This is a genomic window from Pantoea eucrina, from assembly GCF_001691555.1.
GTDB lineage: Bacteria > Pseudomonadota > Gammaproteobacteria > Enterobacterales > Enterobacteriaceae > Pantoea > Pantoea borealis.
Genome location: NZ_MAYN01000008.1, coordinates 1,966,735 through 1,991,153, shown reverse-complemented (window position 1 = coordinate 1,991,153; position 24,419 = coordinate 1,966,735). Strand labels below are relative to the sequence as shown.

At 56.0% G+C, this 24,419-nt stretch carries 28 protein-coding genes, 1 other RNA gene and 1 other annotated feature; of the genes, 16 read left to right on the top strand and 13 right to left on the bottom strand.

Annotated features, from left to right (window positions below; genetic code table 11):
• Positions 1 to 36: 36 nt before the first annotated feature.
• On the bottom strand, positions 37 to 900 hold the full coding sequence (gene tesB, locus BBA90_RS15555) for an acyl-CoA thioesterase II (RefSeq protein WP_065649934.1): 864 nt from the start codon (positions 898 to 900) through the stop codon (positions 37 to 39).
• 203 nt (positions 901 to 1,103) lie between these two features.
• On the opposite strand from tesB, the gene BBA90_RS15550 reads away from it, so the two are divergent.
• Positions 1,104 to 1,661, top strand: a complete 558-nt coding sequence (locus BBA90_RS15550) for a YbaY family lipoprotein (RefSeq protein WP_065649933.1) — start codon at positions 1,104 to 1,106, stop codon at positions 1,659 to 1,661.
• 36 nt (positions 1,662 to 1,697) lie between these two features.
• On the opposite strand, the gene BBA90_RS15545 is transcribed toward BBA90_RS15550, so the two are convergent.
• A complete protein-coding gene (locus BBA90_RS15545; protein WP_065649932.1) occupies positions 1,698 to 2,009 on the bottom strand; it encodes an MGMT family protein in 312 nt (103 codons plus the stop codon).
• Between the two features lie 153 nt (positions 2,010 to 2,162).
• On the opposite strand from BBA90_RS15545, the gene ffs reads away from it, so the two are divergent.
• Positions 2,163 to 2,259: signal recognition particle sRNA small type (ffs, locus tag BBA90_RS15540), an RNA gene on the top strand.
• Positions 2,260 to 2,363: 104 nt separating this feature from the next.
• Here ffs and BBA90_RS15535 read toward each other — a convergent pair.
• From BBA90_RS15535 to BBA90_RS15525, 3 genes are all read right to left on the bottom strand, one after another.
• A complete protein-coding gene (locus BBA90_RS15535) occupies positions 2,364 to 2,582 on the bottom strand; it encodes an HHA domain-containing protein (protein WP_065649931.1) in 219 nt (72 codons plus the stop codon).
• Between the two features lie 24 nt (positions 2,583 to 2,606).
• Positions 2,607 to 2,984, bottom strand: a complete 378-nt coding sequence (tomB, locus tag BBA90_RS15530) for an Hha toxicity modulator TomB (RefSeq protein WP_039383003.1) — start codon at positions 2,982 to 2,984, stop codon at positions 2,607 to 2,609.
• 145 nt (positions 2,985 to 3,129) lie between these two features.
• Positions 3,130 to 3,483, bottom strand: a complete 354-nt coding sequence (locus BBA90_RS15525) for a hypothetical protein (protein ID WP_065649930.1) — start codon at positions 3,481 to 3,483, stop codon at positions 3,130 to 3,132.
• Positions 3,484 to 3,810: 327 nt separating this feature from the next.
• On the opposite strand from BBA90_RS15525, the gene BBA90_RS15520 reads away from it, so the two are divergent.
• The 3 genes from BBA90_RS15520 to BBA90_RS15510 are packed head-to-tail and all read left to right on the top strand — an operon-like array spanning position 3,811 to position 6,188.
• Positions 3,811 to 4,452 (top strand): metal ABC transporter ATP-binding protein, encoded by a 642-nt coding sequence (locus tag BBA90_RS15520; RefSeq protein ID WP_065649929.1) that lies wholly within the window; start codon positions 3,811 to 3,813, stop codon positions 4,450 to 4,452.
• Positions 4,449 to 5,288: a metal ABC transporter permease gene (locus tag BBA90_RS15515; protein ID WP_065649928.1), complete on the top strand. Its 840-nt coding sequence runs from the start codon at positions 4,449 to 4,451 to the stop codon at positions 5,286 to 5,288. Before BBA90_RS15520 ends, BBA90_RS15515 begins: the two co-directional genes overlap by 4 nt.
• A gap of 21 nt (positions 5,289 to 5,309) precedes the next feature.
• Entirely contained in the window at positions 5,310 to 6,188 is an 879-nt protein-coding gene (locus BBA90_RS15510; protein WP_065649927.1) for a metal ABC transporter substrate-binding protein, read from the top strand.
• 40 nt (positions 6,189 to 6,228) lie between these two features.
• Here BBA90_RS15510 and ykgO read toward each other — a convergent pair whose 3' ends face one another.
• The 4 genes from ykgO to BBA90_RS15495 all read right to left on the bottom strand — a co-directional run bounded on the left by ykgO (position 6,229) and on the right by BBA90_RS15495 (position 11,131).
• Complete coding sequence (gene ykgO / locus BBA90_RS18865; protein ID WP_071668939.1) at positions 6,229 to 6,369, bottom strand: type B 50S ribosomal protein L36; 141 nt, start codon at positions 6,367 to 6,369, stop codon at positions 6,229 to 6,231.
• A 12-nt stretch (positions 6,370 to 6,381) separates the two neighbouring features.
• A complete protein-coding gene (locus BBA90_RS15505) occupies positions 6,382 to 6,639 on the bottom strand; it encodes a type B 50S ribosomal protein L31 (protein ID WP_039383008.1) in 258 nt (85 codons plus the stop codon).
• 123 nt (positions 6,640 to 6,762) lie between these two features.
• Positions 6,763 to 9,918: a multidrug efflux RND transporter permease subunit AcrB gene (locus tag BBA90_RS15500; RefSeq protein ID WP_065649926.1), complete on the bottom strand. Its 3,156-nt coding sequence runs from the start codon at positions 9,916 to 9,918 to the stop codon at positions 6,763 to 6,765.
• Between the two features lie 16 nt (positions 9,919 to 9,934).
• Positions 9,935 to 11,131, bottom strand: a complete 1,197-nt coding sequence (locus BBA90_RS15495) for an efflux RND transporter periplasmic adaptor subunit (RefSeq protein WP_065649925.1) — start codon at positions 11,129 to 11,131, stop codon at positions 9,935 to 9,937.
• 143 nt (positions 11,132 to 11,274) lie between these two features.
• Here BBA90_RS15495 and acrR point away from each other — a divergent pair, with 143 nt between their 5' ends.
• Positions 11,275 to 11,910, top strand: coding sequence for a multidrug efflux transporter transcriptional repressor AcrR (acrR, locus tag BBA90_RS15490; protein WP_065649924.1), 636 nt, complete (start codon positions 11,275 to 11,277; stop codon positions 11,908 to 11,910).
• On the opposite strand, the gene rsmS is transcribed toward acrR, so the two are convergent.
• From rsmS to priC, 3 genes are read right to left on the bottom strand one after another with little or no spacing between them, the layout of a single operon-like run.
• Complete coding sequence (rsmS, locus tag BBA90_RS15485; protein WP_065649923.1) at positions 11,907 to 12,062, bottom strand: pleiotropic regulatory protein RsmS; 156 nt, start codon at positions 12,060 to 12,062, stop codon at positions 11,907 to 11,909. The genes acrR and rsmS overlap by 4 nt on opposite strands.
• Positions 12,063 to 12,072: 10 nt before the next feature.
• A complete protein-coding gene (locus tag BBA90_RS15480; RefSeq protein WP_313066865.1) occupies positions 12,073 to 12,309 on the bottom strand; it encodes a hypothetical protein in 237 nt (78 codons plus the stop codon).
• Between the two features lie 53 nt (positions 12,310 to 12,362).
• Positions 12,363 to 12,875, bottom strand: a complete 513-nt coding sequence (priC, locus tag BBA90_RS15475; protein WP_065649921.1) for a primosomal replication protein PriC — start codon at positions 12,873 to 12,875, stop codon at positions 12,363 to 12,365.
• Between the two features lie 52 nt (positions 12,876 to 12,927).
• On the opposite strand from priC, the gene BBA90_RS15470 reads away from it, so the two are divergent.
• From BBA90_RS15470 to htpG, 6 genes are all read left to right on the top strand, one after another.
• Positions 12,928 to 13,305 (top strand): DUF454 family protein, encoded by a 378-nt coding sequence (locus tag BBA90_RS15470; protein ID WP_065649920.1) that lies wholly within the window; start codon positions 12,928 to 12,930, stop codon positions 13,303 to 13,305.
• Between the two features lie 153 nt (positions 13,306 to 13,458).
• The gene (apt, locus tag BBA90_RS15465) at positions 13,459 to 14,010 is read left to right on the top strand and encodes an adenine phosphoribosyltransferase (RefSeq protein WP_065650499.1); all 552 of its coding nucleotides are present in this window, start codon (positions 13,459 to 13,461) and stop codon (positions 14,008 to 14,010) included.
• A gap of 228 nt (positions 14,011 to 14,238) precedes the next feature.
• Positions 14,239 to 16,230 (top strand): DNA polymerase III subunit gamma/tau, encoded by a 1,992-nt coding sequence (gene dnaX, locus BBA90_RS15460; RefSeq protein ID WP_065649919.1) that lies wholly within the window; start codon positions 14,239 to 14,241, stop codon positions 16,228 to 16,230.
• Positions 15,575 to 15,636, top strand: a sequence feature (DnaX frameshifting element). Its footprint overlaps the gene before it by 62 nt.
• 50 nt (positions 16,231 to 16,280) lie before the next feature.
• Entirely contained in the window at positions 16,281 to 16,610 is a 330-nt protein-coding gene (locus BBA90_RS15455; RefSeq protein WP_031377860.1) for a YbaB/EbfC family nucleoid-associated protein, read from the top strand.
• Positions 16,610 to 17,215, top strand: a complete 606-nt coding sequence (gene recR / locus BBA90_RS15450; RefSeq protein ID WP_039383019.1) for a recombination mediator RecR — start codon at positions 16,610 to 16,612, stop codon at positions 17,213 to 17,215. Before BBA90_RS15455 ends, recR begins: the two co-directional genes overlap by 1 nt.
• Positions 17,216 to 17,315: 100 nt before the next feature.
• A complete protein-coding gene (htpG, locus tag BBA90_RS15445; protein ID WP_065649918.1) occupies positions 17,316 to 19,190 on the top strand; it encodes a molecular chaperone HtpG in 1,875 nt (624 codons plus the stop codon).
• A gap of 62 nt (positions 19,191 to 19,252) precedes the next feature.
• Here the strand turns inward: htpG and BBA90_RS15440 are convergent, their stop codons facing one another.
• Positions 19,253 to 20,122, bottom strand: coding sequence for a LysR substrate-binding domain-containing protein (locus tag BBA90_RS15440; RefSeq protein ID WP_065649917.1), 870 nt, complete (start codon positions 20,120 to 20,122; stop codon positions 19,253 to 19,255).
• Between the two features lie 184 nt (positions 20,123 to 20,306).
• On the opposite strand from BBA90_RS15440, the gene BBA90_RS15435 reads away from it, so the two are divergent.
• The 4 genes from BBA90_RS15435 to BBA90_RS15420 all read left to right on the top strand — a co-directional run bounded on the left by BBA90_RS15435 (position 20,307) and on the right by BBA90_RS15420 (position 24,361).
• A complete protein-coding gene (locus BBA90_RS15435; RefSeq protein WP_065649916.1) occupies positions 20,307 to 21,128 on the top strand; it encodes a DUF6024 family protein in 822 nt (273 codons plus the stop codon).
• Positions 21,129 to 21,279: 151 nt separating this feature from the next.
• Positions 21,280 to 21,924 (top strand): adenylate kinase, encoded by a 645-nt coding sequence (gene adk / locus BBA90_RS15430; protein WP_065649915.1) that lies wholly within the window; start codon positions 21,280 to 21,282, stop codon positions 21,922 to 21,924.
• Positions 21,925 to 22,038: 114 nt separating this feature from the next.
• Complete coding sequence (gene hemH, locus BBA90_RS15425) at positions 22,039 to 22,998, top strand: ferrochelatase (RefSeq protein WP_065649914.1); 960 nt, start codon at positions 22,039 to 22,041, stop codon at positions 22,996 to 22,998.
• Between the two features lie 61 nt (positions 22,999 to 23,059).
• Entirely contained in the window at positions 23,060 to 24,361 is a 1,302-nt protein-coding gene (locus BBA90_RS15420) for an inosine/guanosine kinase (RefSeq protein ID WP_065649913.1), read from the top strand.
• Positions 24,362 to 24,419: the final 58 nt, after the last annotated feature.

The following is a 24,419-nucleotide window of genomic DNA, read 5'->3' as shown; positions in this document are numbered from 1 at the left end:
AACCGAAGAAAAGGGGCGATCGGATCGCCCCTTTTTTTATGCGTCGCGCTGACGCATGACGCCTTCCTGCACCGTGGTTGCCACCAGCGTGCCATCCTGCGTATAGAACTCGCCGCGTACAAAGCCGCGTGCGCCAGAGGCAGACGGGCTCACCACGCTGTAAAGCAGCCATTCTGAGAGAGCAAACGGGCGGTGAAACCACATAGAGTGATCGATCGTGGCCACCTGCATATCGGCTTCCAGAAACCCTTTGCCATGCGGCTGCAGCGCCACCGGCAAAAAATTGAGATCGGAGGCGTAGCCCAGTACATATTGATGTATGCGAAGATCGTCGGGCATCTGACCATTGGCGCGCAGCCAGACCTGGCGCACCGGCTCAGCTACGTGGCCCTTTAACGGGTTGTGGATCTGCACCGGACGAATATCCAGTGGCCGCTCAGCAAGAAATTTCTCTTTCAGCTTCAGCGGCAAATGCGCGGCAAGTTTTTGTGCCAGATCGCGTTCGGAAGGCAGTTCGTCCGGTCCGGGTACTGCAGGCATGCTGTTCTGATGCTCAAACCCGGTTTCAGGGGCCTGAAATGAGGCAGTCATATAGAAAATAGGCTGGCCATTCTGTACTGCACTGACGCGGCGCGCGCTGAAACTTTTGCCGTCGCGCAGCGTTTCAACATCATAAATAATCGCTTTATGGCTGTCGCCGGGACGCAAAAAATAGCTATGAAATGAATGGATAATGCGATCTTCCGGCACCGTCTGTTTGGCGGCATAGAGCGCCTGGCCCACAACCTGACCGCCAAACACCTGACGCAGACCGAGATCTTCACTCTGTCCGCGGAACAGGCCCTCTTCCAGTTTTTCCAGATTTAACAGCGTAAGCAGGTTAGTCAGCGCCTGACTCATAGTCATGTCCTCATCAGCAGATATGGCGCAAGTGTGAAAGATCCGACCAGTTTGCGCAACGGGTTTGCGCTGATTTCTGGTGACGGGCGACGGGTCAGGCGCAATGCGGATTTCTGTGCCAGAATTAAGAGCAATCGGCGGTTGAAATACCCGTTAAACAATTAACCGCCGACAATCATAGTGTTCATAAGGAGACGACATCGATGAAACTCTGGCAGGTTATTAGCGGTATGACACTGGCTGCGGCTATTACAGGGTGTGCTGACCACAGCAAACCGGTTCCGACACCTACGCTCGGCTCGGCGGTTGCCGGCCAGCAGTCGGCTATCAAGCAGCCTAACGTAAGTGGTTCTGTTTATATCCGTCAGCGCATTGCGCTGCCGCCGGATGCGGTACTGACTGTGACGCTGGCGGACGCGTCGCTGGCAGATGCGCCTTCTAAAGTGCTGGCACAGCGTGCCGTACGTACCGAAGGCAAACAGTCACCTTTCCAGTTTATTCTGCCCTTTAATCCGGCAGACATTCAGCCAGATGCACGCATTTTGCTGAGCGCAGCTATCACCATGGATGGCAAACTGGCGTTTGTAACCGATACGGTGAAGCCGGTTATCACCCAGGGCGGTACCAAAGCTGAACTGCTGCTGGTGCCGGTAGCCAATCGCGCGATGCCAACCCAGCCGGGTGCCGCTACCACGGTTCCGTCGACATCACCCACTCAGGTAACGCCATCCGCTTCAGTGCCGGCTCCGACCAGCCTGTAACCTGCAGTATCAGCGGGCCTGTCATGGGCCTGCTGATCAAATTTTCCAGCGATAACGTGCCATATCGATCTCACCCTCCTCACTGACGTTTACCCCTTCTGCCTCCAGCGCATCACGCTGACGCCGCAGGTCGTCGCCCTGCAGAGAAATATGTCCGTGTCGGTTAACAACGCGATGCCAGGGCAGCGTGCTCCCGGGCGGCAGACGGCGCAGTACGCCCCCAACCTGACGAGCCGCCCGCGGCGAACCCGCCAGTAAGGCAATGTCACCATAGGTGGTCACCTGACCACGCGGTATCGCTGCCACAATGTGCCAGACGCGCGCGGGAAAATTTAGCGAATCATTCATCATTCAGTGTAATAAAAAAGAAAGCGGAAGCAGGGGAGTGAACAGCGGCTGCCTGTTCAAGAAAACAACGGTTGTCTGGCTTACCCTTGCAATTGCACAGGCGTTCGCTGATAATGCCCCCGCTCCCGATAAGGGGGCACTCAATGGAGGCCCTGTTGGTTCTCCCGCAACGCTAACTTGTGAACTCGGTCAGGTCCGGAAGGAAGCAGCCGCAGCAGGCGACGCGTGTGCCGGGATGTAGCTGGCAGGGCCTCCACCCATTTCAGGCCATCAAATAGCCACGCCTGCCCAGGGCATTCCGGCACTCCTTTGCCTTATTCCGGTTTTACTGCCCGGCAACAGAAGCAGCGTCACCTAACGAACATATTTCCACACAGAACCTGGTACTTTATCGTAGAGTTTGTTCATGGTCAGTTCAGCAAGACGATGATCGGCCGCTGAATAGAATACTGCCAGTTCACTGTCCGGTAATTCATACTTATTTTTTTCAATGACCCGCTCAAGGGTGTCAATTGAACGACAACGACGCAGGCGCATCAAATAGTCGGTCTTGGTCAGGATTTGATTGCTCATGAAAAAAATATTCTCACTCTGATGCTAAAAGGAATGGCTCGGTTGCTGAAGATAAGCACACTCTTCGGCAAAAATATTAAATAAGCGCTTAGCGGAGCGCTGCCAGCGCTGAAGATCCTTTGCATTGATACTGTAACTGCTAAAAAGCATAAAGGTATCATCAAGATATTCGTCAATTTGTGAAATCAGCGACTCATCTTCCGTATGCTTAATTTTGTAATTCATGGTGAAAGAAGCAATATGCTCAATAAAATCGTTGAGCTGTAAATTAGCTGAAGAAGCAGGATCGTTCACCCAGTCGCGATGATTTTCGCTCAGGGTAGCCATGCTCTCGTCATACAGGTTTTCACACAAGAATTTAAGCTGGGCAATATCATGCCGTTTCGGTGAGTATTCGTCCATCTTTTTCCCTCCATAGCGAGCACAGGAGCCGCAGCGCGGCGAGTTTTAAAAGAGCTACCAGGGAGCGATCACGAATAAAAATAATTCAGCGACCTGTTAAATATAATCCACAATCATTAGTTTTGCTCACCTCAATTACTAAATATTACAATTCATCAGCAGGCGAGAGACGCGAATTGTCAATCACATCAAACACCAGTGCACCGGGCTTTACATGGAATCTGACTTCTTCATGTCGGGTAAAGGTTTCGTTCAAATCCAGACAGGGGTTAAATAGATCCCAGGAAAATTCATAAAGCATTTTAAAACTATCTGAATTAACAGCTTTAATAGAAATGACCTGAAAACTTTCGGGAACTAATTGGGCATTCTGCGAATACCAGCCTAACTCACCGGCCAGTGCTTCCGCTATTTTAAGAATATTCCCCTGAATGATGTTGCGAAGTTTGTCACAGTCATGTTCACCTGTCGCAACGTTCGCATTAATAATAGCCTGCATAGCGTATCCCGTAAAAAAGATCGTAACGCTATCATTGAGTCTTGCTGATGGTAATGCAAGCAGGTCGTTAATGTTAACGGCGATTATTGCAATGGGCCGTATCATCAGCTCATCTGCCCGATGAAGCCACTTTCAGCAGCGATCAATTTTTGAAACACTTCTTTGTACGTTCTTTGCCGGTAAACCCGTTACCATATTGTTATGTTATAACGTAATGGTAAAGGCTATGCGTAACAGCGGTATATTACTTTCCGTCGGCAGACGTCTGATGGTTGTCATGATGCTCATCACTGTGCTGGCGCTCTGTCTCCTCTGGGGAATCAGAGCATGATTCATTTTAATCAGCTGCATGTCGGATACCGCGGGCAGGCGATAACAGCAATTCCCGACGGAGAACTGACTGCGGGCAGCATGACAGCGCTGACCGGCGCAAACGGCAGCGGAAAATCAACGCTGCTGAAGACGCTGGCGGGTGTGATAGCACCTGTTTCCGGCTCCTGCCTGATCAGCGTGCCTGCCAGCGCCATTGGCTGGCTGCCACAGCGCAGTGAGCTGGAAATACGTTTTCCGCTTACGGTGTATGAACTGGTGGCTACCGGCTGCTGGCCACGCTGCGGCTGGTTTGGCGGCCTTAACCGGGCGCTGCGCAAAGAGATTGACGCTGCGCTGGACGCCGTACAGATGCGGGCATTTGCTGATGCGCAGCCGGCCATGCTATCTGGCGGCCAGCTACAGCGGATCCTGTTTGCCCGGCTTCTGATGCAGCAGAGCCGGGTCTGGCTGCTGGATGAACCTTTCAGCGCTATTGATGCATCTACCGTTACCCTGCTGATGGCCCTGCTCCGGCAGCAGCAGCAGCAGGGCACGACGCTGCTGGTGGTCCTGCACGACAGACCGCTGGTCAGCCGTTACTTCAGCGCAGAGTTATCGCTGGACCGCACGACGACGAGCGCGCAGGTGACATCATGACGCTGCTGCAGCCTTTCATTGAATTTGGCTTTATGCGTCGGGCGCTGGTGGCCTGTATTGCGCTGGCGCTGAGCGCTACTCCGCTGGGCGTGTTTCTGTCGCTGCGCCGTATGAGCCTGATAGGCGATGCGTTATCACATGCGATATTACCCGGTGCGGCGATAGGCTATCTGCTCTCAGGTCTGTCGCTGGTGGCGATGGGCGCAGGCGGACTGCTGGCGGGACTGATCGTGGCGCTGCTCTCCGGTGCCGTCAGTCGCTACACCCCGTTAAAAGAGGATGCCAGCTTTTCCGGATTCTATCTTGGCTCGCTGGCGCTGGGTGTCACGCTGGTTTCGCTGCGCGGCTCCAGCGTGGATCTGCTGCACGTGCTGTTTGGTTCGCTGCTGGCGGTGGACAGTCATGCACTTATTCTGGTAGCCGCTATCGCCGCGTTCACGCTTCTGACGCTGGCGCTGATTTTCCGGCCGCTGGTGATTGACGCCTTCGATCCCGATTTCCTGCGGGTGCAGAACCGCTGGAGCGCACCGCTGGTACAGGGACTGTTTCTGCTGCTGGTTGTACTCAACCTGGTCGCTGGCTTTCAAATTCTGGGCACGCTGATGTCAGTCGGGCTAATGATGCTGCCCGCTATCAGCGCCCGCTTCTGGAGCCGGCGGCTCACTCCGCTGCTGTTTATCGCTGTGCTGCTGGCCATCGCTGCTGCATTAAGCGGTCTGATGCTCTCCTGGTACTACTCGCTGCCTGCCGGGCCAGCCGTGGTGCTGAGTGCGGCCGGGCTGTTTCTGCTCTCTGTTCTGACAGGGCCATGCGGCGGCGTGCTGCGCCGTCGTTAATACAATGATAAGGGGATACACATGAAGTTTGTTGCACTGAGTCTGTTAACCAGCGCGATGCTGGTTAGTCCGTTCACGCAGGCCAATACTATCAATACCGTAGCCAGTTTTACCGTGCTGGCCGATATCGTAAAGCAGGTTGGCGGCGATCATGTGCGAGTTACTTCGCTGGTCGGGCCGGATGGCGATCCGCATACCTTTGAGCCTGCACCGCAGGATAGTCAGGCGCTGGCGCAGGCCAGCGTGGTGTTTGTCAGCGGCCTTGGGCTGGAGGGCTGGATGGATCGACTCATCACGGCTTCAGGCTACCGCGGCGATGTGGTCGTGGCATCCAGCGGCATCAGCACGCGTACGATGGAAGAGGAGGGCAGCACCGTCACCGATCCGCACGCCTGGAACAGCCTGCAGAACGGTGAAATTTATGCGCGTAACGTGATGCAGGCGCTAATGAAAGCCGATCCGCAGGACGCCGCAGACATTCAGCGCAGCGGCGAGCGCTATATCCAGCAGCTGCAGCAGCTCGACAGCTGGGCTACATCCGCGTTTGACGCCGTACCGCGCAGCGCGCGCAAAGTTCTGACCAGCCACGATGCGTTTGGCTACTTCGGACAGCGTTATGGCGTTACCTTTGTGGCACCGGTGGGCTTCTCCACGGAAGCAGAGGCCAGCGCCAGCGACGTCGCGCAGATTGTTCAGCAGCTCAGGCGTGAACATATCCGTCGCTACTTTATTGAAAACCAGACCGATCCGCGCCTGGTTAAACAGATTGCCCGCGAATCAGGCGCAGAGCCCGGCGGCGAACTCTATCCGGAGGCGCTCTCTGCTGCCGGTGGTCCGGCTGCGACCTATACGGCAGCGTTCAGGCATAACGCAGAAGCAATGCTGAAAAGCATGCAATAAAAAAGGCCGGGGAGCATCCCGGCCAAACTCTCACAACACATCAGCGCTTTTTCTTTCTTCCCTGAACCGCTTTGAAACGTGGGTTGGATTTGCAAATCACATAGATACGGCCTTTACGTCGTACTACTTTGCAATCCCGGTGGCGGGTTTTAGCCGACCGAAGTGAACTCACGACCTGCATCGTCTTACTCCTTTATTTCGTGCGCGTCAGGAAGCTGCCAAAACGCTTATTGAAGCGCGCCGCGCTGCCCTCTTTGGCAAACTCTTTTTGTTTACCGGTATAGTAAACGTGCGATTTTGAGGAGACATCCAGCGTCACGTAGGGCAGAACTTCGCCTTCAAACTCTATAGTGCGTTCAGTCTTGATGGTTGATCCCACTTTAAAATACTCATCAGCGGTGGTGTCATGGAACAGTACCGGACGGTAGTGCGGGTGAATATCAGGCTTCATGTGAAGGCTCCTATGTAATGTTATAATATAACAATATTATGCGCCCGTTATCGCACGATTGCAACCCGCATCAGGCACCATAAAAAAAGGCCGCATCTGCGGCCTTTTTCATTAAGGAGTCACTCAGTGTTTCGCTTGTTCCGCTGGATGATGCCCCTCTTCCAGATCCGCTTTGTGCTTGCTGAAGCGGCGACGCACCACCACGAAGAAGACCGGCACAAAGAAGATTGCCAGCGCGGTAGCGGTAACCATGCCGCCCATTACGCCGGTACCGACTGCGTTCTGCGCACCGGAGCCGGCACCGCTGCTGATTGCCAGCGGCAGTACGCCGAGGATAAACGCCAGTGAGGTCATCAGAATCGGGCGCAGACGCATACGTACCGCTTCCAGCGTCGCTTCCACCAGACCTTTGCCCTCTTTATCCATCAAATCTTTCGCAAATTCGACGATCAGAATGGCGTTCTTGGCGGAAAGACCTATCGTGGTCAGCAGTCCGACCACAAAGTAGACGTCGTTACTGAGTCCGCGCAGGGTGGTGAAGATCAGCGCACCAATGACACCGAGCGGCACGACCAGCATGACCGAGAACGGAATAGACCAGCTCTCATAGAGTGCCGCCAGACAGAGGAAGACCACAATCAGCGAGATAGCATAGAGCGCCGGGGCCTGATTACCTGACAGACGTTCCTGATAGGACATGCCGGTCCAGTCGTAGCCAATACCGGTTGGCAGCTTCGACGCCAGCTCCTCCATCATATCCATCGCATCACCCGAACTCTTGCCCGGTGCAGCCTGACCAAGGATCTCCATGGAAGGCAGACCGTTATAACGCTCCAGACGCGGCGAGCCATACTGCCATTTTGCAGAGGAGAAGGCGGAGAAGGGCACCATATTGCCGGCGCTGTTACGCACATACCATTTGCCAATGTCATCCGGCAGCATACGCGCATCCGCTTTACCCATAACGTACACTTTCTTCACGCGACCGCGATCGATGAAGTCATTGACGTAGGATCCCCCCCAGGCGGCACCCAGCGTAGTGTTGATATCAGAGAGCGATACCCCCAGCGCCTGCGCTTTTTCCTGATCGATAATCAGCTTGTACTGCGGCGTATCTTCCAGACCATTCGGACGTACGCCAACCAGCGTATCTGAATGCTGGGCAATCATACCAAACAGCTGGTTTCGCGCTTCGGTCAGCTTTTCATGGCCCAGGTTGCCCTGGTCAATCAGCTGGAAGTCAAAACCGGTAGCGTTACCCAGTTCGATAATAGCCGGCAGGTTGAACGGGAAGACCATGGCATCTTTAATCTGACCCAGCGCACCCATGGCACGCCCGGCAATGGCCGGTACTTTCAGATCGGCGCTGCCACGCTCATCCCACGGCTTCAGGCTGACAAACGCGATACCGGTGTTCTGGCCACGGCCGGCAAAGCCAAATCCGTTGACGGTGAACACGGAATTTACGCTATCTTTCTCTTTAGTGAGGAAGTAATCGGTCACCTGATCCAGCACTTTCTGGGTACGTTCCTGGGTCGCACCAGCTGGAAGCTGCGCCTGTGCCAGTAACAGTCCCTGATCTTCTTCCGGCAGGAAGGAGGTTGGCAGCTTCAGGAACAGCCACGCCATGCCAAGAACAATGACCAGATAGATCACCAGATAGCGGCCGGTACTGCGGATAATATGGCTGACGCTATCGACATAGTGATTGGTACTTTTGTCGAACATGCGGTTAAACCAGCCGAAGAAGCCGGTGGTTTTACCATGCTCACCTTTTTTAATCGGTTTCAGCATGGTGGCACAGAGGGCAGGGGTGAGGATCAGCGCGACCAGAACCGACAGCGCCATCGCCGAAACGATAGTAATCGAGAACTGACGGTAGATAACCCCGGTCGAGCCACCAAAGAACGCCATGGGAATAAACACGGCAGAGAGCACCAGCGCGATACCAACCAGCGCGCCCTGAATCTGCTCCATGGAGCGTTTGGTTGCCTCTTTCGGCGGCAGTCCCTCTTCCGCCATCACGCGCTCAACGTTCTCGACCACCACGATGGCGTCATCCACCAGCAGGCCGATAGCGAGCACCATACCAAACATCGTGAGCGTGTTAATGGAGTAGCCAAAGGCGCTGATGATAGCGAAGGTACCCAGCAGCACCACCGGGACGGCGATGGTCGGGATTAGCGTGGCGCGGAAGTTCTGCAGGAACAGATACATTACCAGGAACACCAGCACAATCGCTTCAAACAGCGTTTTAACCACTTCGAAGATCGAGATTTTTACAAACGGCGTGGTGTCATACGGATAGACAGTCTTCATGCCTGACGGGAAGAACGGCTCCAGCTTACCCAGCTCGGCTTTCACCGCTTCTGCCGTATCCAGAGCGTTAGCCCCGGTAGCCAGCTTGATACCGATACCGGATGCAGGCTTGCCGTTATAGCGGGCAATAACCTCGTAGTTTTCACCACCCAGTTCAATTTTTGCCACGTCGCGCAGGCGCACCTGCGAACCATCCTGGTTCACCTTGAGCATGATGTTGCCAAACTCATCGGTTGAGGTCAGACGGGTCTGGGCAATGATAGAGGCGTTGAGCTGCTGGCCGGGTACCGGCGGCGTACCACCGAGCTGACCGGCGGCAACCTGGGTGTTCTGCGTCTGCAGTGCGCTGATCACGTCAACCGGCGTCAGCTGGTAGTTGTTCAGCTTATGCGGATCGAGCCAGATGCGCATTGCATACTGCGCACCAAACACCTGGGTATCACCTACACCTGTGGTACGGCTGATAGGATCTTTGATGTTAGACGCAACATAGTCCGCAATATCGTTCTGCGTCATGCTGCCATCATCACTGACAAAACCCGCTACCATCAGGAAGCTGCTGGAGGATTTTTTAACCTGAATCCCCTGTTGCTGTACTTCCTGCGGCAGCAGCGGCATCGCCAGCTGCAGCTTGTTCTGCACCTGCACCTGCGCGATATCCGCGTCGGTGCCGGACTGGAAGGTCAGCGTCAGCGTCAGCGTACCGGATGAGTCACTGCTCGAGGACATATACATCAGCCCGTCGATGCCGTTCATATTCTGTTCAATAACCTGCGTAACAGAATCCTGCAGCGTTTTTGCATCCGCACCCGGATAAGAGGCCTGGATCTCAACCGCCGGTGGCGCAACATTGGGATATTGCTCAATCGGCAGGCTGATGATCGACAGCGCACCCGCCATCATAATAATGATGGCAAGCACCCAGGCAAAAATGGGGCGATCGATAAAGAACTTAGCCATGTATCAACGGCTCCTGTTATGACGATGATTTGGCAGACTGAGATTCCTGGGCTGCCTTAGCATCATCTGAGACCTCTTTTGGCGTAACCTGCGCACCCGCTTTAGCACGCTGAATACCGACGGTAATCACGCGGTCGCCCTCTTTCAGACCATCGGTAACCAGCCATTTGTCACCAAATGCCTGATTTGCAGTGATCTTACGTACTTCTACTTTGTTGTCTGCGCCGACGACCATCGCGCTGGCATCGCCGGTTGGCGTACGGGTCACGCCGGTTTGCGGCACCAGCAGTGCAGTAGGGTTCACACCTTCATCCAGACGGGCACGCACAAACATACCCGGCAGCAGACGGTTATCCGGATTCGGGAAGATGGCACGCAGCGTAATCGAACCGGTGGTTTCATCGACGGTGACATCGGAAAACTCCAGCGTCCCTGGCTGTTTGTAAGGGCTACCATCCTGCATCAGCAGAGTGACGTTAGCTTTACCGTCGGTCTGTTTCAGCTGACCCGCTTCCAGTTCGGCACGCAGGCGCAGAAAGTCGTCGCTGGACTGCGTCACATCTACGTACATAGGATCCAGCTGCTGCACGGTCGCGAGCGCGTTAGTCTGACCATTGGAGACCAGGGCACCTTCCGTGACGGACGATTTGCCGATACGACCGCTGATAGGTGACGTCACTTTGGTGTAGGCAAGATTAATACGGGCGGTTTCAACGTTAGCCTGAGCAGCCTGCACGGCAGCAGCCGTCTGCGCGGCAGTTGCCGCAGCATTATCATAATCCTGCTGACTGATATATTTGGTGCCGAGCAGCGGCTTGTAACGTTTAATGGTGAGCTGCGCTACGCGGGCATTTGCCTGCGCCTGAGCTAAATCGCCTTTGGCACTGTCGTAAGCCGCCTGATAGGTAGCAGGATCGATCTGATACAGCGACTGGCCCGCTTTAATATCACTGCCTTCAACAAAATTACGCTTCAGAATGATACCCGACACCTGAGGACGGACTTCTGCAACGCGAAACGCAGAAGTGCGTCCGGGCAGTTCAGTAGTGACCTTCAGGGGTTCAGCTTTTAAGGTAACTACCCCGACTTCCGGCGGCTGCTGCTGTTGCTGGCCGGCTTGCTGAGATTTATCACCATCACATCCTGTTAACAAAAAGCTGCCTGAAAGCATCACGGCGGCCGCCAGAGGCACTAACCCTCTGTTTTTATTCATAAATAAAACCTCTAGTGTCCGATATCAAATGATCAATGGATCACAAACCGATAAACCCATTGCTGCGTTAAAACACGGGTCATGCTATGGTACATACATTCACAAATGTATGTAAACTTGCCAGTTTGTAAAAACAGCTCCCTATGGCACGAAAAACCAAAGCGCAAGCACTTGAAACGCGTAATCAAATTCTTGATGCCGCATTAGCACACTTTTCTGAACAGGGTGTTGCCGCCACGTCGCTGGCTGATATCGCCGCAGCGGCTGGCGTCACGCGCGGTGCCATTTACTGGCACTTTAAAAATAAAGCCGATCTGTTACAGGAAATCTGGCTGCGCTGCGACGCCGGGCTGGACGATGTGGAACTTGAGTATCAGACAAAATATCCGGACGATCCACTTTCTGTGATGCGTTCGATGCTGATCTATATCCTTGACGCCACGGCAAAGGATGCACAAAGACGCGCACTTATGGAGATTATCTTCCATAAATGCGAGTTTGTGGGTGAAATGTCAACGCTGGTGGCGATGCAGCAGGGCTTGCTGCAGGCGTGTTATGACCGCATTGAAACCGTGCTGCGCAGCTGTATCGAGGCCGGACAGCTGCCCGGTGCGCTGAATACCCGCCAGGCAGCCCTGCTGATGCGCGGCTATATCAATGGCATGATGGAGAGCTGGCTGTTTAACCCGGAGAGCTTTGACCTGGCAGCGGAAGCGCCGCAGATTGTTGACGCGTTTCTCGATATGCTGCGGCTGAGCCCGACGCTGAGCACGCGTTAATCTGCGTGCGCGGCGGCCAGCTTCTGTTCATAGTCGCGCCGGACGATCGCCAGTGCGGCCAGCACGGTTGCAGGCGGCACCTGGTTCTCCTCCAGCAGCTGAATCAAATCTACTGCAAGCTTAATCTCGTCCGGTGCGCGCTCAAGCGACATACTCTCTCTCCTATATCCGTAGTTTTATGACGACCAGCAGCATCAGCACTGCGCCAGCCAGGGCGGCAGCCACGCTGGCGACATGCAGCGTGCCGATCCCGCCATTCATAAAGTAGGTGGCAATGTAACCGCCTATCAGCGCACCTATCGCTGCCAGAACCAGTCCGGGGATCATCCCGCCGGCCCTGCCAGGCAGCAGCAGGTACCTGAGCCAGCCCACGACCAGGCCCGTCACAATCCAGATCATCAGCGTCACCGGTTCCTCCTTCTGACTTATGCGTTAAGTATAGAAGCGCGACGCTACGCCTGCGCGGCGGGCAGATCGAGCTGGTAAAGCGCAGCGCGACAGCGGTTTAACCGCGCCTGCAGCTGCTCCACTTCCCGCATCAGCTGCTGCTGTACGCTCAGGGTTTCTGCCTGCGCAAGATGCGCCTCGCGCTGCCGCAGCATGGCCAGTAGCCGCGTTTCGTACCCCAGATACTCGGTGCGTTTCTGCTGGCGCGCATCATGACGCGGTCGCTCCCGCCACGGCCGCAGCTGCTGGCTTTCGCATTCGCGCTGAAGCGCTGCCAGCTGATCCAGCACACGCTGCGCCAGCCACTGCTGCTGCACTGCGCCGTGCTGTTTTTGCTGCAGATGCTGCAGATTCTGCTCCAGCTCCTGCAAATAATCCCTCAGACGGGTGCCTTTCGTATGAAACAGCGCGGTATCAAAGCGCGGCACTCTGCAGGCCCCGTCCGGCTGCTGTGCTATACGCTGGCGCAGCGTTTCAACAATTTTTTGCAGTCGCTCAGGCGCGGAAAGAAGAGGCATCACTTTGGTTCCATGGTAACGTAAAGGCATATTGAGTATTCAGGCATCTGGCATGCAGCGTTTTTTACTGTTGAGCCTCGGCTGGCTGGCGATAGTGCTGGGCACGCTGGGCATTGTATTACCTTTACTCCCGACAACGCCATTTGTGTTACTGGCGGCCTGGTGTTTTGCCCGTTCATCGCCGCGCTTTCACCACTGGCTGCTGTGGCGTTCACCTTTTGGCCGCTATCTGCGCCACTGGCAGCGTCACCGCGCCATGCCGCCGGGCGCTAAAGGACGGGCAATCCTGCTGATTGTCATCACCTTTGCATTTTCTCTCTGGCTGGTGAAGCTGTTGTGGCTGCGTCTGCTGCTGCTGGTGTTATTAGCGATACTGCTGCTCTTTATGTGGCGTATTCCGGTCGTGGCAGAAGAGACAACGCAACATTAACCGCGTCAGGGTTGCATTTAGGCCGCCGTTTGCATAGATTTGGGCATCTTCGTGCGTAGCTTCCCTCTGTGAAACGACTTCGCTTAACCCGGTCTCCGGATATTGGCGCTGTTAAAGCTGCGCGTTTTAGATATTTTTCCAGGCGTAACCTTTATGACCGCAACTGCGCAGCAGCTTGAACTGATCAAAAACAGCATCAAAAGTATTCACGACTATCCGAAGCCGGGCATTCTGTTCCGCGACGTTACCAGTCTTATGGAAGATCCGCAGGCCTATGCTGCGGCGATCTCAATTCTGGTGGAGCGTTATCGTGACAAAGGCATCACCAAAGTGGTGGGTACAGAAGCGCGCGGCTTCCTGTTTGGTGCGCCCGTAGCGCTGGGGCTGGGCGTCGGGTTTATACCGGTGCGTAAACCGGGCAAGCTGCCGCGTGAAACCTGGCAGGAGCGCTATGAGCTGGAGTATGGTACTGATGCGCTGGAACTGCACAAAGATGCCATCAAGCCCGGCGACGTTGTGCTGGTGATTGACGATCTGCTGGCCACCGGCGGCACGATCGAAGCAACGGTAAAACTGATCCGCCGTGCAGGTGGTGAAGTCAGCGACGCCGCGTTTGTGATTAACCTGTTCGATCTCAGCGGCGAAGCGCGCCTGACAGCGCTGGGCGTTAACTGCTACAGCCTCGTCAGCTTCCCCGGTCACTAAGGCCTGCTGCGCTCTGCTGTTTCGCGGAGCGCAGTGCTTATCCTCGCTCACTACTTTGCCGCCTGCGCCTGCCGACACGGCTATAGGCATATTTCGCTGTGGCTGGTAAACTACTGCCCAAATACACAGGGTTTGCGAAGCTGCATTTTTTCCCTTTTTCTGACGGTGGCTGCCGGCTGATGGCCGCGCTGCTGTGCCAACTCAATACAATCCAGTGACCACATCCACATGAGCTATCAGGTACTTGCGCGAAAATGGCGTCCCCAGGCCTTCGCAGACGTAGTGGGTCAGGAACATGTGCTGACTGCGCTCGCCAACGGGTTATCACTGGGACGTATTCATCATGCCTATCTCTTCTCCGGCACCCGCGGCGTAGGGAAAACCTCTATTGCCCGTCTGCTGGCAAAAGGATTGAACTGCGAAACCGGTATTACCGCCACGCCCTGCGGGAAGTGCGATAACTGCCGGGAAATTGAGCAGGGCCGCTTTGTTGATTTAATCGAAATCGACGCCGCTTCCCGTACCAAAGTAGAGGACACGCGCGATCTGCTGGACAACGTGCAGTACGCGCCGGCACGCGGTCGCTTCAAGGTCTATCTGATCGACGAAGTACATATGCTGTCGCGCCACAGCTTTAATGCGTTGCTGAAAACGCTGGAAGAGCCGCCGTCCCACGTTAAATTTTTACTGGCCACTACCGATCCGCAGAAGCTGCCAATCACTATTTTGTCGCGCTGCCTGCAGTTTCATCTGAAAGCGCTGGACGTTGAGCAGATTCAGCAGCAGCTGAGCTATGTGCTGGAGCAGGAGCAGATAGCAGCAGAGCCGCGTGCACTGCATCTGCTGGCGCGCGCTGCCGATGGCAGTATGCGTGACGCGCTGAGCCTGACCGATCAGGCGATTGCCAGCGGGCAGGGCAGCGTCACGCGCGAGACCGTTGCGCAGATGCTGGGCACGCTGGATGATGAACAGCCGCTGGCGCTGATTGAAGCGCTGGTGGAAGGCAGCGGCGAACGGGTGATGGCGCGTCTGAATCAGGCCGCTTCGCGCGGTGTGGAGTGGGAAGCGCTGCTGGTTGAAATGCTGCGTCTGCTGCACCGTATCGCGATGGTACAGCTGCTGCCCGGCTCCCTTAATGATGAAGAGTTCAGTGAAGCGCAACGTCTGCGTGAGCTGGCGCGCACGCTGCCGCCCGCTGATGTACAGCTCTACTATCAGACGTTACTGATGGGGCGTAAAGATCTGCCGCTGGCACCCGATCGGCGGCTGGGTGTGGAAATGACGCTGCTGCGCGCGCTGGCTTTCCATCCACAGGCTACACTTGCTGAACCGGTGGCGCGTCCCTCGCTGGCGCCTCAGGCGGCACCGCAGGTACCTGCCGCCGCCCCGGCTGAGCAGCCTGCTGCGGCTACGCAACCGCAGATGGCACCGCCTGTTGCACCGGCTACACAACCGCAGATGGCACCGCCCGCTGCACCGGCTCCCGCAGAACCGCAGGCACCGCCTGCCGGCAATCTGCCGGACACCACCAGCCAGCTGCTGCAGGCGCGTACGCAACTGCTGCGTCAGGGGGCAGGTAAAGTAAAAAAGAGTGAGCCGGCAGCGCGTCCCGCGCGGCCGGCAAATCAGGCGCTGGAGCGCCTGGCAACGGTTACAGAGCGCGTGCAGCAGCGCACGCCTGAGGCCGCAAGCGCGCCGGTAAAACCAGAAGCGTACCGCTGGAAAGCGCAGCAGCAGAGTGAGGTGAAAGCGGAGCCGGTCGCGACGCCAAAGGCCTTGCGTTCAGCGCTGGAGCATGAGAAAACGCCAGAGCTGGCCGCCCGGCTGACAGAGGAAGCGCAGCAGCGTGATGCCTGGGCCGCTGAAATTGCCCGGCTGACGCTGCCAAAGCTGGTGCAGCAGGTAGCGCTTAATGCGTGGAAAGAGCACCATGAACAGCGTGTGACGCTGCACCTGCGCAGCAGCCAGCGACACCTTAATTCTGCGGCAGCACGGCAGGCCATTCAGGCTGCGCTAAGCCAGGCGGCGGGTCAGGAGGTTGAACTGACCATCGTGGAAGATGATAATCCGGCGGTGCTGACGCCGCTGGAGTGGCGACAGGCCATCTATGAAGAGAAGCTGGCGCAGGCGCGCCAGTCGCTCGCAAGTGATACCCACATTCAGATGCTGCAGCAATTTTTTGATGCCGATCTGGATGAAGAGAGTATCCGACCCGTATGATCACGCTGTCGCGCAGACGTTGCGCGCAGCCCCAGCAGAGAGAGAAAACTATGTTTGGTAAAGGCGGATTGGGCAACCTGATGAAACAGGCCCAGCAGATGCAGGATAAAATGGCCAAGGTTCAGGAAGAGATCGCCGCGCTGGAAGTCACGGGCGAGTCGGGTGCGGGTCTGGTTAAAGTGACTATCAACGGCGCGCACAACTGCCGTCGCGTGGAAGTGGATCCCAGCCTGCTGGAAGATGACAAAGATATGCTGGAAGATCTGATCGCTGCAGCGTTCAACGATGCGGCGCGTCGCATCGATGAGACGCAGAAAGAGAAGATGGCCTCCGTATCTTCCGGTATGCAGCTGCCGCCTGGCTTCAAGATGCCGTTCTGATGCAGACCAGTCCACTGCTTGAAACCTTAATGGAGTCACTGCGCTGTCTGCCGGGTGTAGGCCCGAAGTCAGCGCAGCGCATGGCGTTTCACCTGTTGCAACGCGATCGCAGCGGTGGCATGCGTCTGGCTCAGGCGCTGACGCGCGCGATGTCGGAGATTGGCCACTGTGCCGATTGCCGCACCTTCACTGAACAGGAGATCTGCACCATCTGCGCTAACGCCCGTCGGCAGCAGAATGGACAGATTTGCGTAGTGGAAAGCCCGGCAGATATTCACGCCATTGAGCAGACCGGCCAGTTTGGCGGACGCTACTTTGTGCTGATGGGACATCTGTCGCCGCTGGATGGGATTGGCCCGCAGGATATCGGGCTCGATCGTCTTGAGCAGCGTCTGGAACATGAGACGCTGCAGGAGGTGATCCTGGCTACCAATCCCACGGTAGAAGGTGAAGCTACCGCCAACTATATCGCTGAGTTGTGCGGTCAGTATGGCGTTGACGCCAGCCGTATTGCACACGGTGTTCCGGTAGGCGGCGAGCTGGAGATGGTTGATGGCACCACGCTGTCACACTCTCTTGCCGGGCGTCACAAGATTAAATTCTAAGCACTTGCCGGTTTCATTCACTGAAACCGGCTTGAAAATTTTCCCGCCATCCCCATCTCTTTCTCAACGTTCGATCAACCCCGATTCTGTTGAGGTAGCAATGACCATGAAAGGACAAGAGACGCGTGGCTTCCAGTCAGAGGTAAAACAACTTCTGCACCTGATGATCCATTCCCTCTATTCAAACAAAGAGATTTTCCTGCGTGAACTGATCTCCAACGCCTCTGATGCCGCTGATAAGCTGCGCTTCCGCGCGCTTTCTGTGCCGGATCTCTATGAAGGCGACGGCGATCTGCGCGTACGTATCTCGGTCGACAAGGAGAAACGGACGCTGACGCTGAGCGATAACGGTATCGGTATGCGTCGTGATGAGGTGATTGAAAACCTCGGCACTATCGCTAAGTCAGGTACCAAAGCGTTTCTGGAGTCTATGGGTTCTGACCAGGCAAAAGACAGCCAGCTGATTGGCCAGTTTGGTGTGGGCTTCTATTCCGCCTTTATCGTTGCTGACAAAGTGACCGTACGCACGCGTGCTGCCGGTGCACAGGCCAGCGAAGGTGTGTTCTGGGAGTCAGAAGGCGAGGGCGAATATACCCTGGCAGAAATTGAAAAAGCCGATCGCGGTACGGAGATCACGCTGCATTTCCGCGAAGGCGAAGATGATTTCCTTGACGCCTGGCGCGTACGTAATGTCATCAGCAAATATTCCGATCACATCGCACTGCCGGTAGAGATCGAGACCAAAGATGAAGAGAACGACACCGTAACCTGGGAGAAGGTTAACAAAGCCCAGGCGCTGTGGACGCGTAATAAAGCGGAAATCAGCGACGACGAGTACAACGAGTTTTATAAGCACATCGCGCATGACTTCAGCGATCCGGCTATCTGGAGCCACAACCGCGTGGAAGGCAAGCAGGAGTACACCAGCCTGCTCTACATCCCGCAGCGTGCTCCCTTCGATATGTGGAACCGCGACAGCAAGCATGGCCTCAAGCTTTATGTACAGCGCGTGTTTATCATGGATGACGCTGAGCAGTTCATGCCGAACTACCTGCGCTTTGTGCGTGGCCTGATTGACTCTAACGATCTGCCGCTCAACGTCTCGCGTGAAATTCTGCAGGACAGCCGTGTAACCCAGAGCCTGCGCGCCGCGCTGACTAAGCGCAGCCTGCAGATGCTGGAAAAACTGGCAAAAGATGATGCAGAGAAGTATCAGCAGTTCTGGAAAGAGTTTGGCCTGGTGCTGAAAGAGGGACCGGCGGAAGATAGCGCCAATCAGCAGGCGATTGCTAAACTGCTGCGTTTTGCCACCACGCAGAGCGAAGGCAGCGAGCAGAACGTATCGCTGGATGACTACCTGAGCCGTATGGTAGAAGGGCAGGAGAAGATCTACTACATCACGGCAGACAGCTACGCCGCGGCGAAAAGCAGCCCGCATCTGGAGCTGTTCCGTAAGAAAGGCATTGAGGTGCTGCTGCTCTCTGACCGCATCGATGAGTGGATGATGAGTTATCTCACCGAGTTCGACGGCAAAACGTTCCAGTCGGTAAGCAAAGCCGATGAGTCGCTGAGCAAGCTGGCGGATGAAGAGACCGAAGAGCAGAAAGAGGCAGAAAAAGCGCTGGAGCCGTTTGTTGAGCGCGTGAAAACTCTGCTGGGTGAACGCGTAAAAGAAGTGCGTCTGACGCATCGTCTGACCGATACGCCTGCCATCGTGACCACTGACGCTAACGAAATGACCACGCAGATGGCGAAGCTGTTTGCCGCCGCCGGTCAGGATGTTCCGGAAGTGAAATATATCTTTGAGATCAATCCGGAGCACGGTCTGGTGAAACGCGTAGCGGACACCCAGGATGAGACGCGCTTTGCCGAGTGGGTTGAGCTGCTGCTGGATCAGGCGCTGCTGGCTGAGCGCGGCACGCTGGACGATCCTAACCAGTTTATCCGCCGCATGAACCAGCTGCTGACGGCATAACGCCGCGCAGCGAGAGCAAAACTACCGCTAAGGGCGTCTTTAATGGCGCCCTTTTTATTGCCTTAACACTGCGCCTGTTCGCTAAGCCATGCGCGAAACAGACGGATCTCTGCATTCTGCTCGCGTGAGCGTTTAGCCATCATCCAGGTGGCGCGATCGATGCGTACAAAGCCCAGCGGTGCGATCAGCGCACCCGCTTTCAGCTCCTGCTGTACCAGCAGCCGCGGCGCCATGATGATTCCCAGACCGCTTCTGGCGGCCTGAATGGCCAGCATCAGATTATCAAAGTGTTTGCCACGCCAGAAATCACCCCGCACGCCGCTGTTTTTTGCCCATTCTGCCCAGGCGTGCAGCCGGGTATCCGCATGCAGCAGCGGCAGCGTTTGCAGATCGCGCGCGCTCTGCAGGTGTTCGGCGTAGTGCGGCGCACAGAGCGGCCCGATTGCGTCATCGCTGATAAGCGTGGCCTCAATGTCGTCATCGGGCTGCTGCTCGTAGCTCAGGATCAGTACATCGGTATGCTCGCTACGCAGCTGGTCAATGTCGACCAGTGACTGAAACTGCACGTCAATATCCGGGTAGCGCTGATAGAAACTGCTGATGCGCGGGATCATCCACTGTGAGAGGAAGCTGGGCGCACAGGAAACAGAGAGATGATGCCGCATGCCGGTACGAATGCTTTCGCAGCTGGTGGCGAGTTCGCTGAACGCTTTCTGACAGCTGACCAGCAGGCGTTCACCGTGCGAGGTTAATTTAACGCGTCCGTTAGTGCGTACAAACAGCGGCTTGCCCATCCAGCTCTCCAGCTGGCGCACCTGGTGGCTGACGGCGCTGTGGGTGACATGCAGGGTTTCCGCTGCCGTACTGAAACTGCTGTGCAGCGCTGCCTGATGAAAATAGCGCAGCGCCCGTAGTGACGGAAGCGCGGTCATACTCGTCCCTTGTGTAAAAACCTAACAGGGATTGTCAGTTTATATCATTTTAATGTCCAGCCGCATTGCCCTAACCTTTGCTCCAGATTCTGGCAGGTTGACGGGGCGTGCTGGCTATGTATCAGCCACGCGGTTTACCTGCCGGAAGCACTACTTCGCAGTCAATACAGGGAAACGTTACGCGATGGCCCCACAATACGCTTCTGCCAGGGCGGCGATATGCGATCGGCTGCGCAGCCAGCTATCCCGCTACTATCGGCTGGAAAACTACGATCTCTTCTTTGCACCCTCGCTGCATATTGCGCGCGTCGTGCTGTCCCAGCTTTTTTTACGCCAGGAGCAGGCACGCAATCAGACGCGCTACGCCTCGCACCATCCGGTCAGCGAGCTGAGCGTACTGCCTGCTGTCCCCATGATGGCGGGCAATATCGCGCTGATAGAGCATGTGGATCTGGCGGAAGGGCGGGTACGATCGCTTGATACCTGCCAGAGTCAGGGCGTGACCGACGCTTCCGATTCCTTTGCCAGCGCGCTGCATAAAGCGCTGATCGCCGAATCCCATCTGTTTGTGGCGCACCTGAACCGCCACGCAGCGCTGAGCGACGATCTGGTGCTGATTGCACTGCGCACGACAAAATTCAGCACGCTGGTACGCAGCGAACTGCGGCTGATCGAACAGGGGCTGGCGCTGGGCAACGCGCCGCAGCAGGCGCTGACGAGGATGGAGCACGCTGAGTGGAAACCCTTTAATGTTGCTCTGGTTGACCGGTTTACGCTGGAGACGCCGCTCCCTCTCTCATCACTGCAGCAGCCCGGTTTGCCGTTTGCCCTGATTGAGCTGCCGCCGGTACTGCATCATGTTGACCTGCCGCCCGGGATCCGGCGGATGAGCGGACGTTTGCTGATGCCCGCCAGCCTGCGCGGCAGCGGCAGTAAACATACGAATGTCACCGCGACGCTGAAAAAGCAGCTGAAAGCGTTGCTGCTGCGTAGCCTGAATTCCTAAAAGCAATCCGCCATCTGGCGCTTAATCCCAAAGCAGGTCACAGTACAGGGGCCAGTGATAGCGTACCCGTTGCCTTGTGGCTGGCGGGTCATAATGGTATGTTCTTGGCCTTCATAGATTGATCAATGCGATTCGCAAGGGGAATTACGCAATGCGTATTATTCTGCTCGGGGCACCGGGCGCAGGTAAAGGCACTCAGGCTCAGTATATTATGGAGAACTACGGTATTCCGCAGATCTCTACGGGTGACATGCTGCGCGCCGCAGTAAAAGCAGGCACCGAACTGGGCCAGCAGGCGAAAGCCATCATGGATGCCGGTAAACTGGTGACTGATGAACTGGTGATTGCGCTGGTTAAAGAGCGTATCGCGCAGGAAGACTGCAAAAACGGCTTCCTGCTCGATGGCTTCCCACGCACCATCCCGCAGGCTGACGCCATGAAAGAAGCGGGCATCAAAGTCGATTACGTGCTGGAATTTGCCGTGCCGGACGAACTGATCGTCGATCGCATTGTGGGCCGTCGCGTACATGCGCCATCTGGCCGCGTATATCACATCAAAAACAAGCCACCAAAAGTGGACGGTAAAGATGATGTGACCGGTGAAGAGCTGACCACACGCAAAGACGATCAGGAAGAGACCGTACGTAAGCGCCTGGTTGAGTATCATGAGCTGACAGCACCCCTGATTGCTTACTACAGCAAAGAAGCGGAAGCGGGTAACACCGCCTATCACAAAATTGACGGTACCCGCCCGGTGGCTGACGTCAGTGAAGAACTGCACCGTATCCTCGGCTAAGTACAAAAAGGGCCGGATGCCTGGCCCTTTTACAGCAATTGCTTTTCCCGCCCGTGATTTCCGCTACAATTTCCCCCGATTCACCACTCTTCGTTGCGACATCAAGGAAATACAATGAGGCAAGATAAGCCCGGTGTTCTGCTGGTTAACTTAGGCACACCTGAAGCCCCTACCACCCCGGCGGTGAAACGCTATCTGAAGCAGTTCCTCGGCGATCCGCGCGTGGTTGATACGCCGCGCTGGCTATGGTGGCCCATTCTTAATTTTATTATTCTGCCGTTTCGCTCGCCGCGCGTGTCGAAACTCTACGCTTCCGTCTGGATGGAAGAGGGATCGCCGCTGATGGTATTCAGCAAGCGGCAGCGTGCGGCACTGGCGCAGCGCGTAGACATGCCGGTTGAGCTGGGCATGAGCTATGGTCAGCCGAGCCTGGACGGCGCAGTGCATCGTCTGCTGGAGCAGGGCGTCACGCACCTGATTGTGCTGCCGCTTTATCCGCAGTTCTCCTGTTCTACCGTTGCCGCCGTATGGGATGGTCTGGCCAGCAGCTTTAAACCGCTGCGCTCGCTGCCGCAGGTCTCCTTTATTCGCGATTATGCTGAGCATCCGGCCTATATCGCCGCGCTGAAAGCCTCTGTTGAGCGCTCATTTGCCCGCCATGGCGAGCCGGATCTGCTGGTACTCTCCTATCACGGCATTCCGCAGCGTTTTGCCAATGAAGGCGATGACTATCCGCTGCGCTGTAAAGATACCACCGCCGCGCTGGCAGCCGCGCTGAATATTGCCCCTGAAAAAATCATGATGACCTTCCAGTCGCGCTTTGGGCGTGAGCCGTGGCTGATGCCCTACACCGATGAGACCATGAAAAGTCTGCCGGCTAAAGGCGTTAAGCATGTGCAGGTGATGAGTCCCGGCTTTGCGGCTGACTGCCTTGAAACGCTGGAAGAGATAAGCGGTGAAAACTGCGAAATTTTCCTGCATGCAGGCGGCGAAAAATTTGAATATATACCCGCGCTTAACGCGGATGACGAACACATCGAGATGATGGTTCAGCTGGTCAACGCGCGCCGCTAAGCGCATCAGGCAGAGAGTATGATATGCTTCTCTGCCTGATTTTCCCTGATGACTGCTTTTCATGAAATTTCCCGGCAAACGTAAATCCAAACACTATTTCCCCGTCAACGCGCGCGATCCGCTGCTGCAGGCTATTCAGCAGGAGCAGGAGGAGGGCAGCTGGGTGGTGGGTATCGACCAGACGCTGGTGGATATCGAAGCCAAAGTTGATGATGCGTTCCTGCAGCGCTACGGCCTGAGTGCCGGTCATTCGCTGGTGATTGACGACGCCACGGCGGAAGCGCTTTATAACGAGCTGATGCGCGAACAGCTGATCAGCCATCAGTTTGCCGGTGGCACCATTGGCAACACGTTGCACAACTATTCAGTACTGGCTGACGATCGTTCCGTGCTGCTGGGTGTCATGTGCAATAATATCCAGATTGGCGGCTACGCCTATCGCTATCTCTGCAACACCTCCAGCCGTATGGATCTGAACTTCCTGCAGGGCGTGGACGGCGCAATTGGCCGCTGCTTTACCCTTATTGGCGAGCACGGTGAACGAACCTTTGCCATCAGTCCGGGACAGATGAACCGGCTGCAGGCAGAGAGTATCCCGGAAGAGGTGATTGCCGGGGCGTCAGCGCTGGTACTGACCTCCTATCTGGTACGCTGTCAGCCGGGTGAACCGATGCCGGACGCCACGCTGCGCGCCATTGCGTATGCGAAAAAGCATAATGTGCCGGTGGTATTAACGCTGGGTACAAAATATGTCATTCAGGATAACCCGCAGTTCTGGCGCGATTTCCTGCGCGATCACGTCTCTATTGTCGCGATGAATGAAGAAGAGGCGTTTGCGCTGACCGGTGAACAGGATCCGCTGCTGGCAGCCGATATGGCGCTGGAGTGGGTCGATCTGGTGCTCTGCACCGCCGGGCCGACCGGGCTCTACATGGCGGGCTTTACCGAAGATGAATTTAAACGTAAAACGAATCACCCGCTGCTGCCGGGCGCGATTGCGGAATTTAACCAGTATGAGTTCAGCCGGGCGATGCGCCAGCAGGATTGTCAGCAGCCGCTGCGCATCTTTTCGCATATCGCGCCTTATATGGGCGGCCCGGAAAAGATCATGAATACCAACGGCGCCGGTGACGGGGCGCTGGCGGCGCTGCTGCACGATATCACGGCGAATAACTTTCATCGCCTCAAGGTACCCAACTCCAGCAAGCACGCACGTGAATATCTGACCTACTCTTCGCTGGCGCAGGTGTGTAAATACGCTAACCGCGTCAGTTATCAGGTGCTGAATCAGCATTCACCGCGCCTGACGCGCGGCCTGCCGGAGCGGGAAGATAGCCTGGAAGAGTCTTACTGGGACAGATAACCATTCGGTAAAAAGGGGCGCATCACTGCGCTCCCTGCAGTAAGCGATTGCTGTTTCT

Coding starts and splice junctions, on each gene's coding strand:
- tesB (WP_065649934.1), bottom strand. CDS start 900: ATGAGTCAGGCGCTGACTAACCTGCTTACGCTGTTAAATCTGGAAAAA.
- BBA90_RS15550 (WP_065649933.1), top strand. CDS start 1,104: ATGAAACTCTGGCAGGTTATTAGCGGTATGACACTGGCTGCGGCTATT.
- BBA90_RS15545 (WP_065649932.1), bottom strand. CDS start 2,009: ATGAATGATTCGCTAAATTTTCCCGCGCGCGTCTGGCACATTGTGGCA.
- BBA90_RS15535 (WP_065649931.1), bottom strand. CDS start 2,582: ATGAGCAATCAAATCCTGACCAAGACCGACTATTTGATGCGCCTGCGT.
- tomB (WP_039383003.1), bottom strand. CDS start 2,984: ATGGACGAATACTCACCGAAACGGCATGATATTGCCCAGCTTAAATTC.
- BBA90_RS15525 (WP_065649930.1), bottom strand. CDS start 3,483: ATGCAGGCTATTATTAATGCGAACGTTGCGACAGGTGAACATGACTGT.
- BBA90_RS15520 (WP_065649929.1), top strand. CDS start 3,811: ATGATTCATTTTAATCAGCTGCATGTCGGATACCGCGGGCAGGCGATA.
- BBA90_RS15515 (WP_065649928.1), top strand. CDS start 4,449: ATGACGCTGCTGCAGCCTTTCATTGAATTTGGCTTTATGCGTCGGGCG.
- BBA90_RS15510 (WP_065649927.1), top strand. CDS start 5,310: ATGAAGTTTGTTGCACTGAGTCTGTTAACCAGCGCGATGCTGGTTAGT.
- ykgO (WP_071668939.1), bottom strand. CDS start 6,369: ATGCAGGTCGTGAGTTCACTTCGGTCGGCTAAAACCCGCCACCGGGAT.
- BBA90_RS15505 (WP_039383008.1), bottom strand. CDS start 6,639: ATGAAGCCTGATATTCACCCGCACTACCGTCCGGTACTGTTCCATGAC.
- BBA90_RS15500 (WP_065649926.1), bottom strand. CDS start 9,918: ATGGCTAAGTTCTTTATCGATCGCCCCATTTTTGCCTGGGTGCTTGCC.
- BBA90_RS15495 (WP_065649925.1), bottom strand. CDS start 11,131: ATGAATAAAAACAGAGGGTTAGTGCCTCTGGCGGCCGCCGTGATGCTT.
- acrR (WP_065649924.1), top strand. CDS start 11,275: ATGGCACGAAAAACCAAAGCGCAAGCACTTGAAACGCGTAATCAAATT.
- rsmS (WP_065649923.1), bottom strand. CDS start 12,062: ATGTCGCTTGAGCGCGCACCGGACGAGATTAAGCTTGCAGTAGATTTG.
- BBA90_RS15480 (WP_313066865.1), bottom strand. CDS start 12,309: ATGATCTGGATTGTGACGGGCCTGGTCGTGGGCTGGCTCAGGTACCTG.
- priC (WP_065649921.1), bottom strand. CDS start 12,875: ATGCCTCTTCTTTCCGCGCCTGAGCGACTGCAAAAAATTGTTGAAACG.
- BBA90_RS15470 (WP_065649920.1), top strand. CDS start 12,928: ATGCAGCGTTTTTTACTGTTGAGCCTCGGCTGGCTGGCGATAGTGCTG.
- apt (WP_065650499.1), top strand. CDS start 13,459: ATGACCGCAACTGCGCAGCAGCTTGAACTGATCAAAAACAGCATCAAA.
- dnaX (WP_065649919.1), top strand. CDS start 14,239: ATGAGCTATCAGGTACTTGCGCGAAAATGGCGTCCCCAGGCCTTCGCA.
- BBA90_RS15455 (WP_031377860.1), top strand. CDS start 16,281: ATGTTTGGTAAAGGCGGATTGGGCAACCTGATGAAACAGGCCCAGCAG.
- recR (WP_039383019.1), top strand. CDS start 16,610: ATGCAGACCAGTCCACTGCTTGAAACCTTAATGGAGTCACTGCGCTGT.
- htpG (WP_065649918.1), top strand. CDS start 17,316: ATGACCATGAAAGGACAAGAGACGCGTGGCTTCCAGTCAGAGGTAAAA.
- BBA90_RS15440 (WP_065649917.1), bottom strand. CDS start 20,122: ATGACCGCGCTTCCGTCACTACGGGCGCTGCGCTATTTTCATCAGGCA.
- BBA90_RS15435 (WP_065649916.1), top strand. CDS start 20,307: ATGGCCCCACAATACGCTTCTGCCAGGGCGGCGATATGCGATCGGCTG.
- adk (WP_065649915.1), top strand. CDS start 21,280: ATGCGTATTATTCTGCTCGGGGCACCGGGCGCAGGTAAAGGCACTCAG.
- hemH (WP_065649914.1), top strand. CDS start 22,039: ATGAGGCAAGATAAGCCCGGTGTTCTGCTGGTTAACTTAGGCACACCT.
- BBA90_RS15420 (WP_065649913.1), top strand. CDS start 23,060: ATGAAATTTCCCGGCAAACGTAAATCCAAACACTATTTCCCCGTCAAC.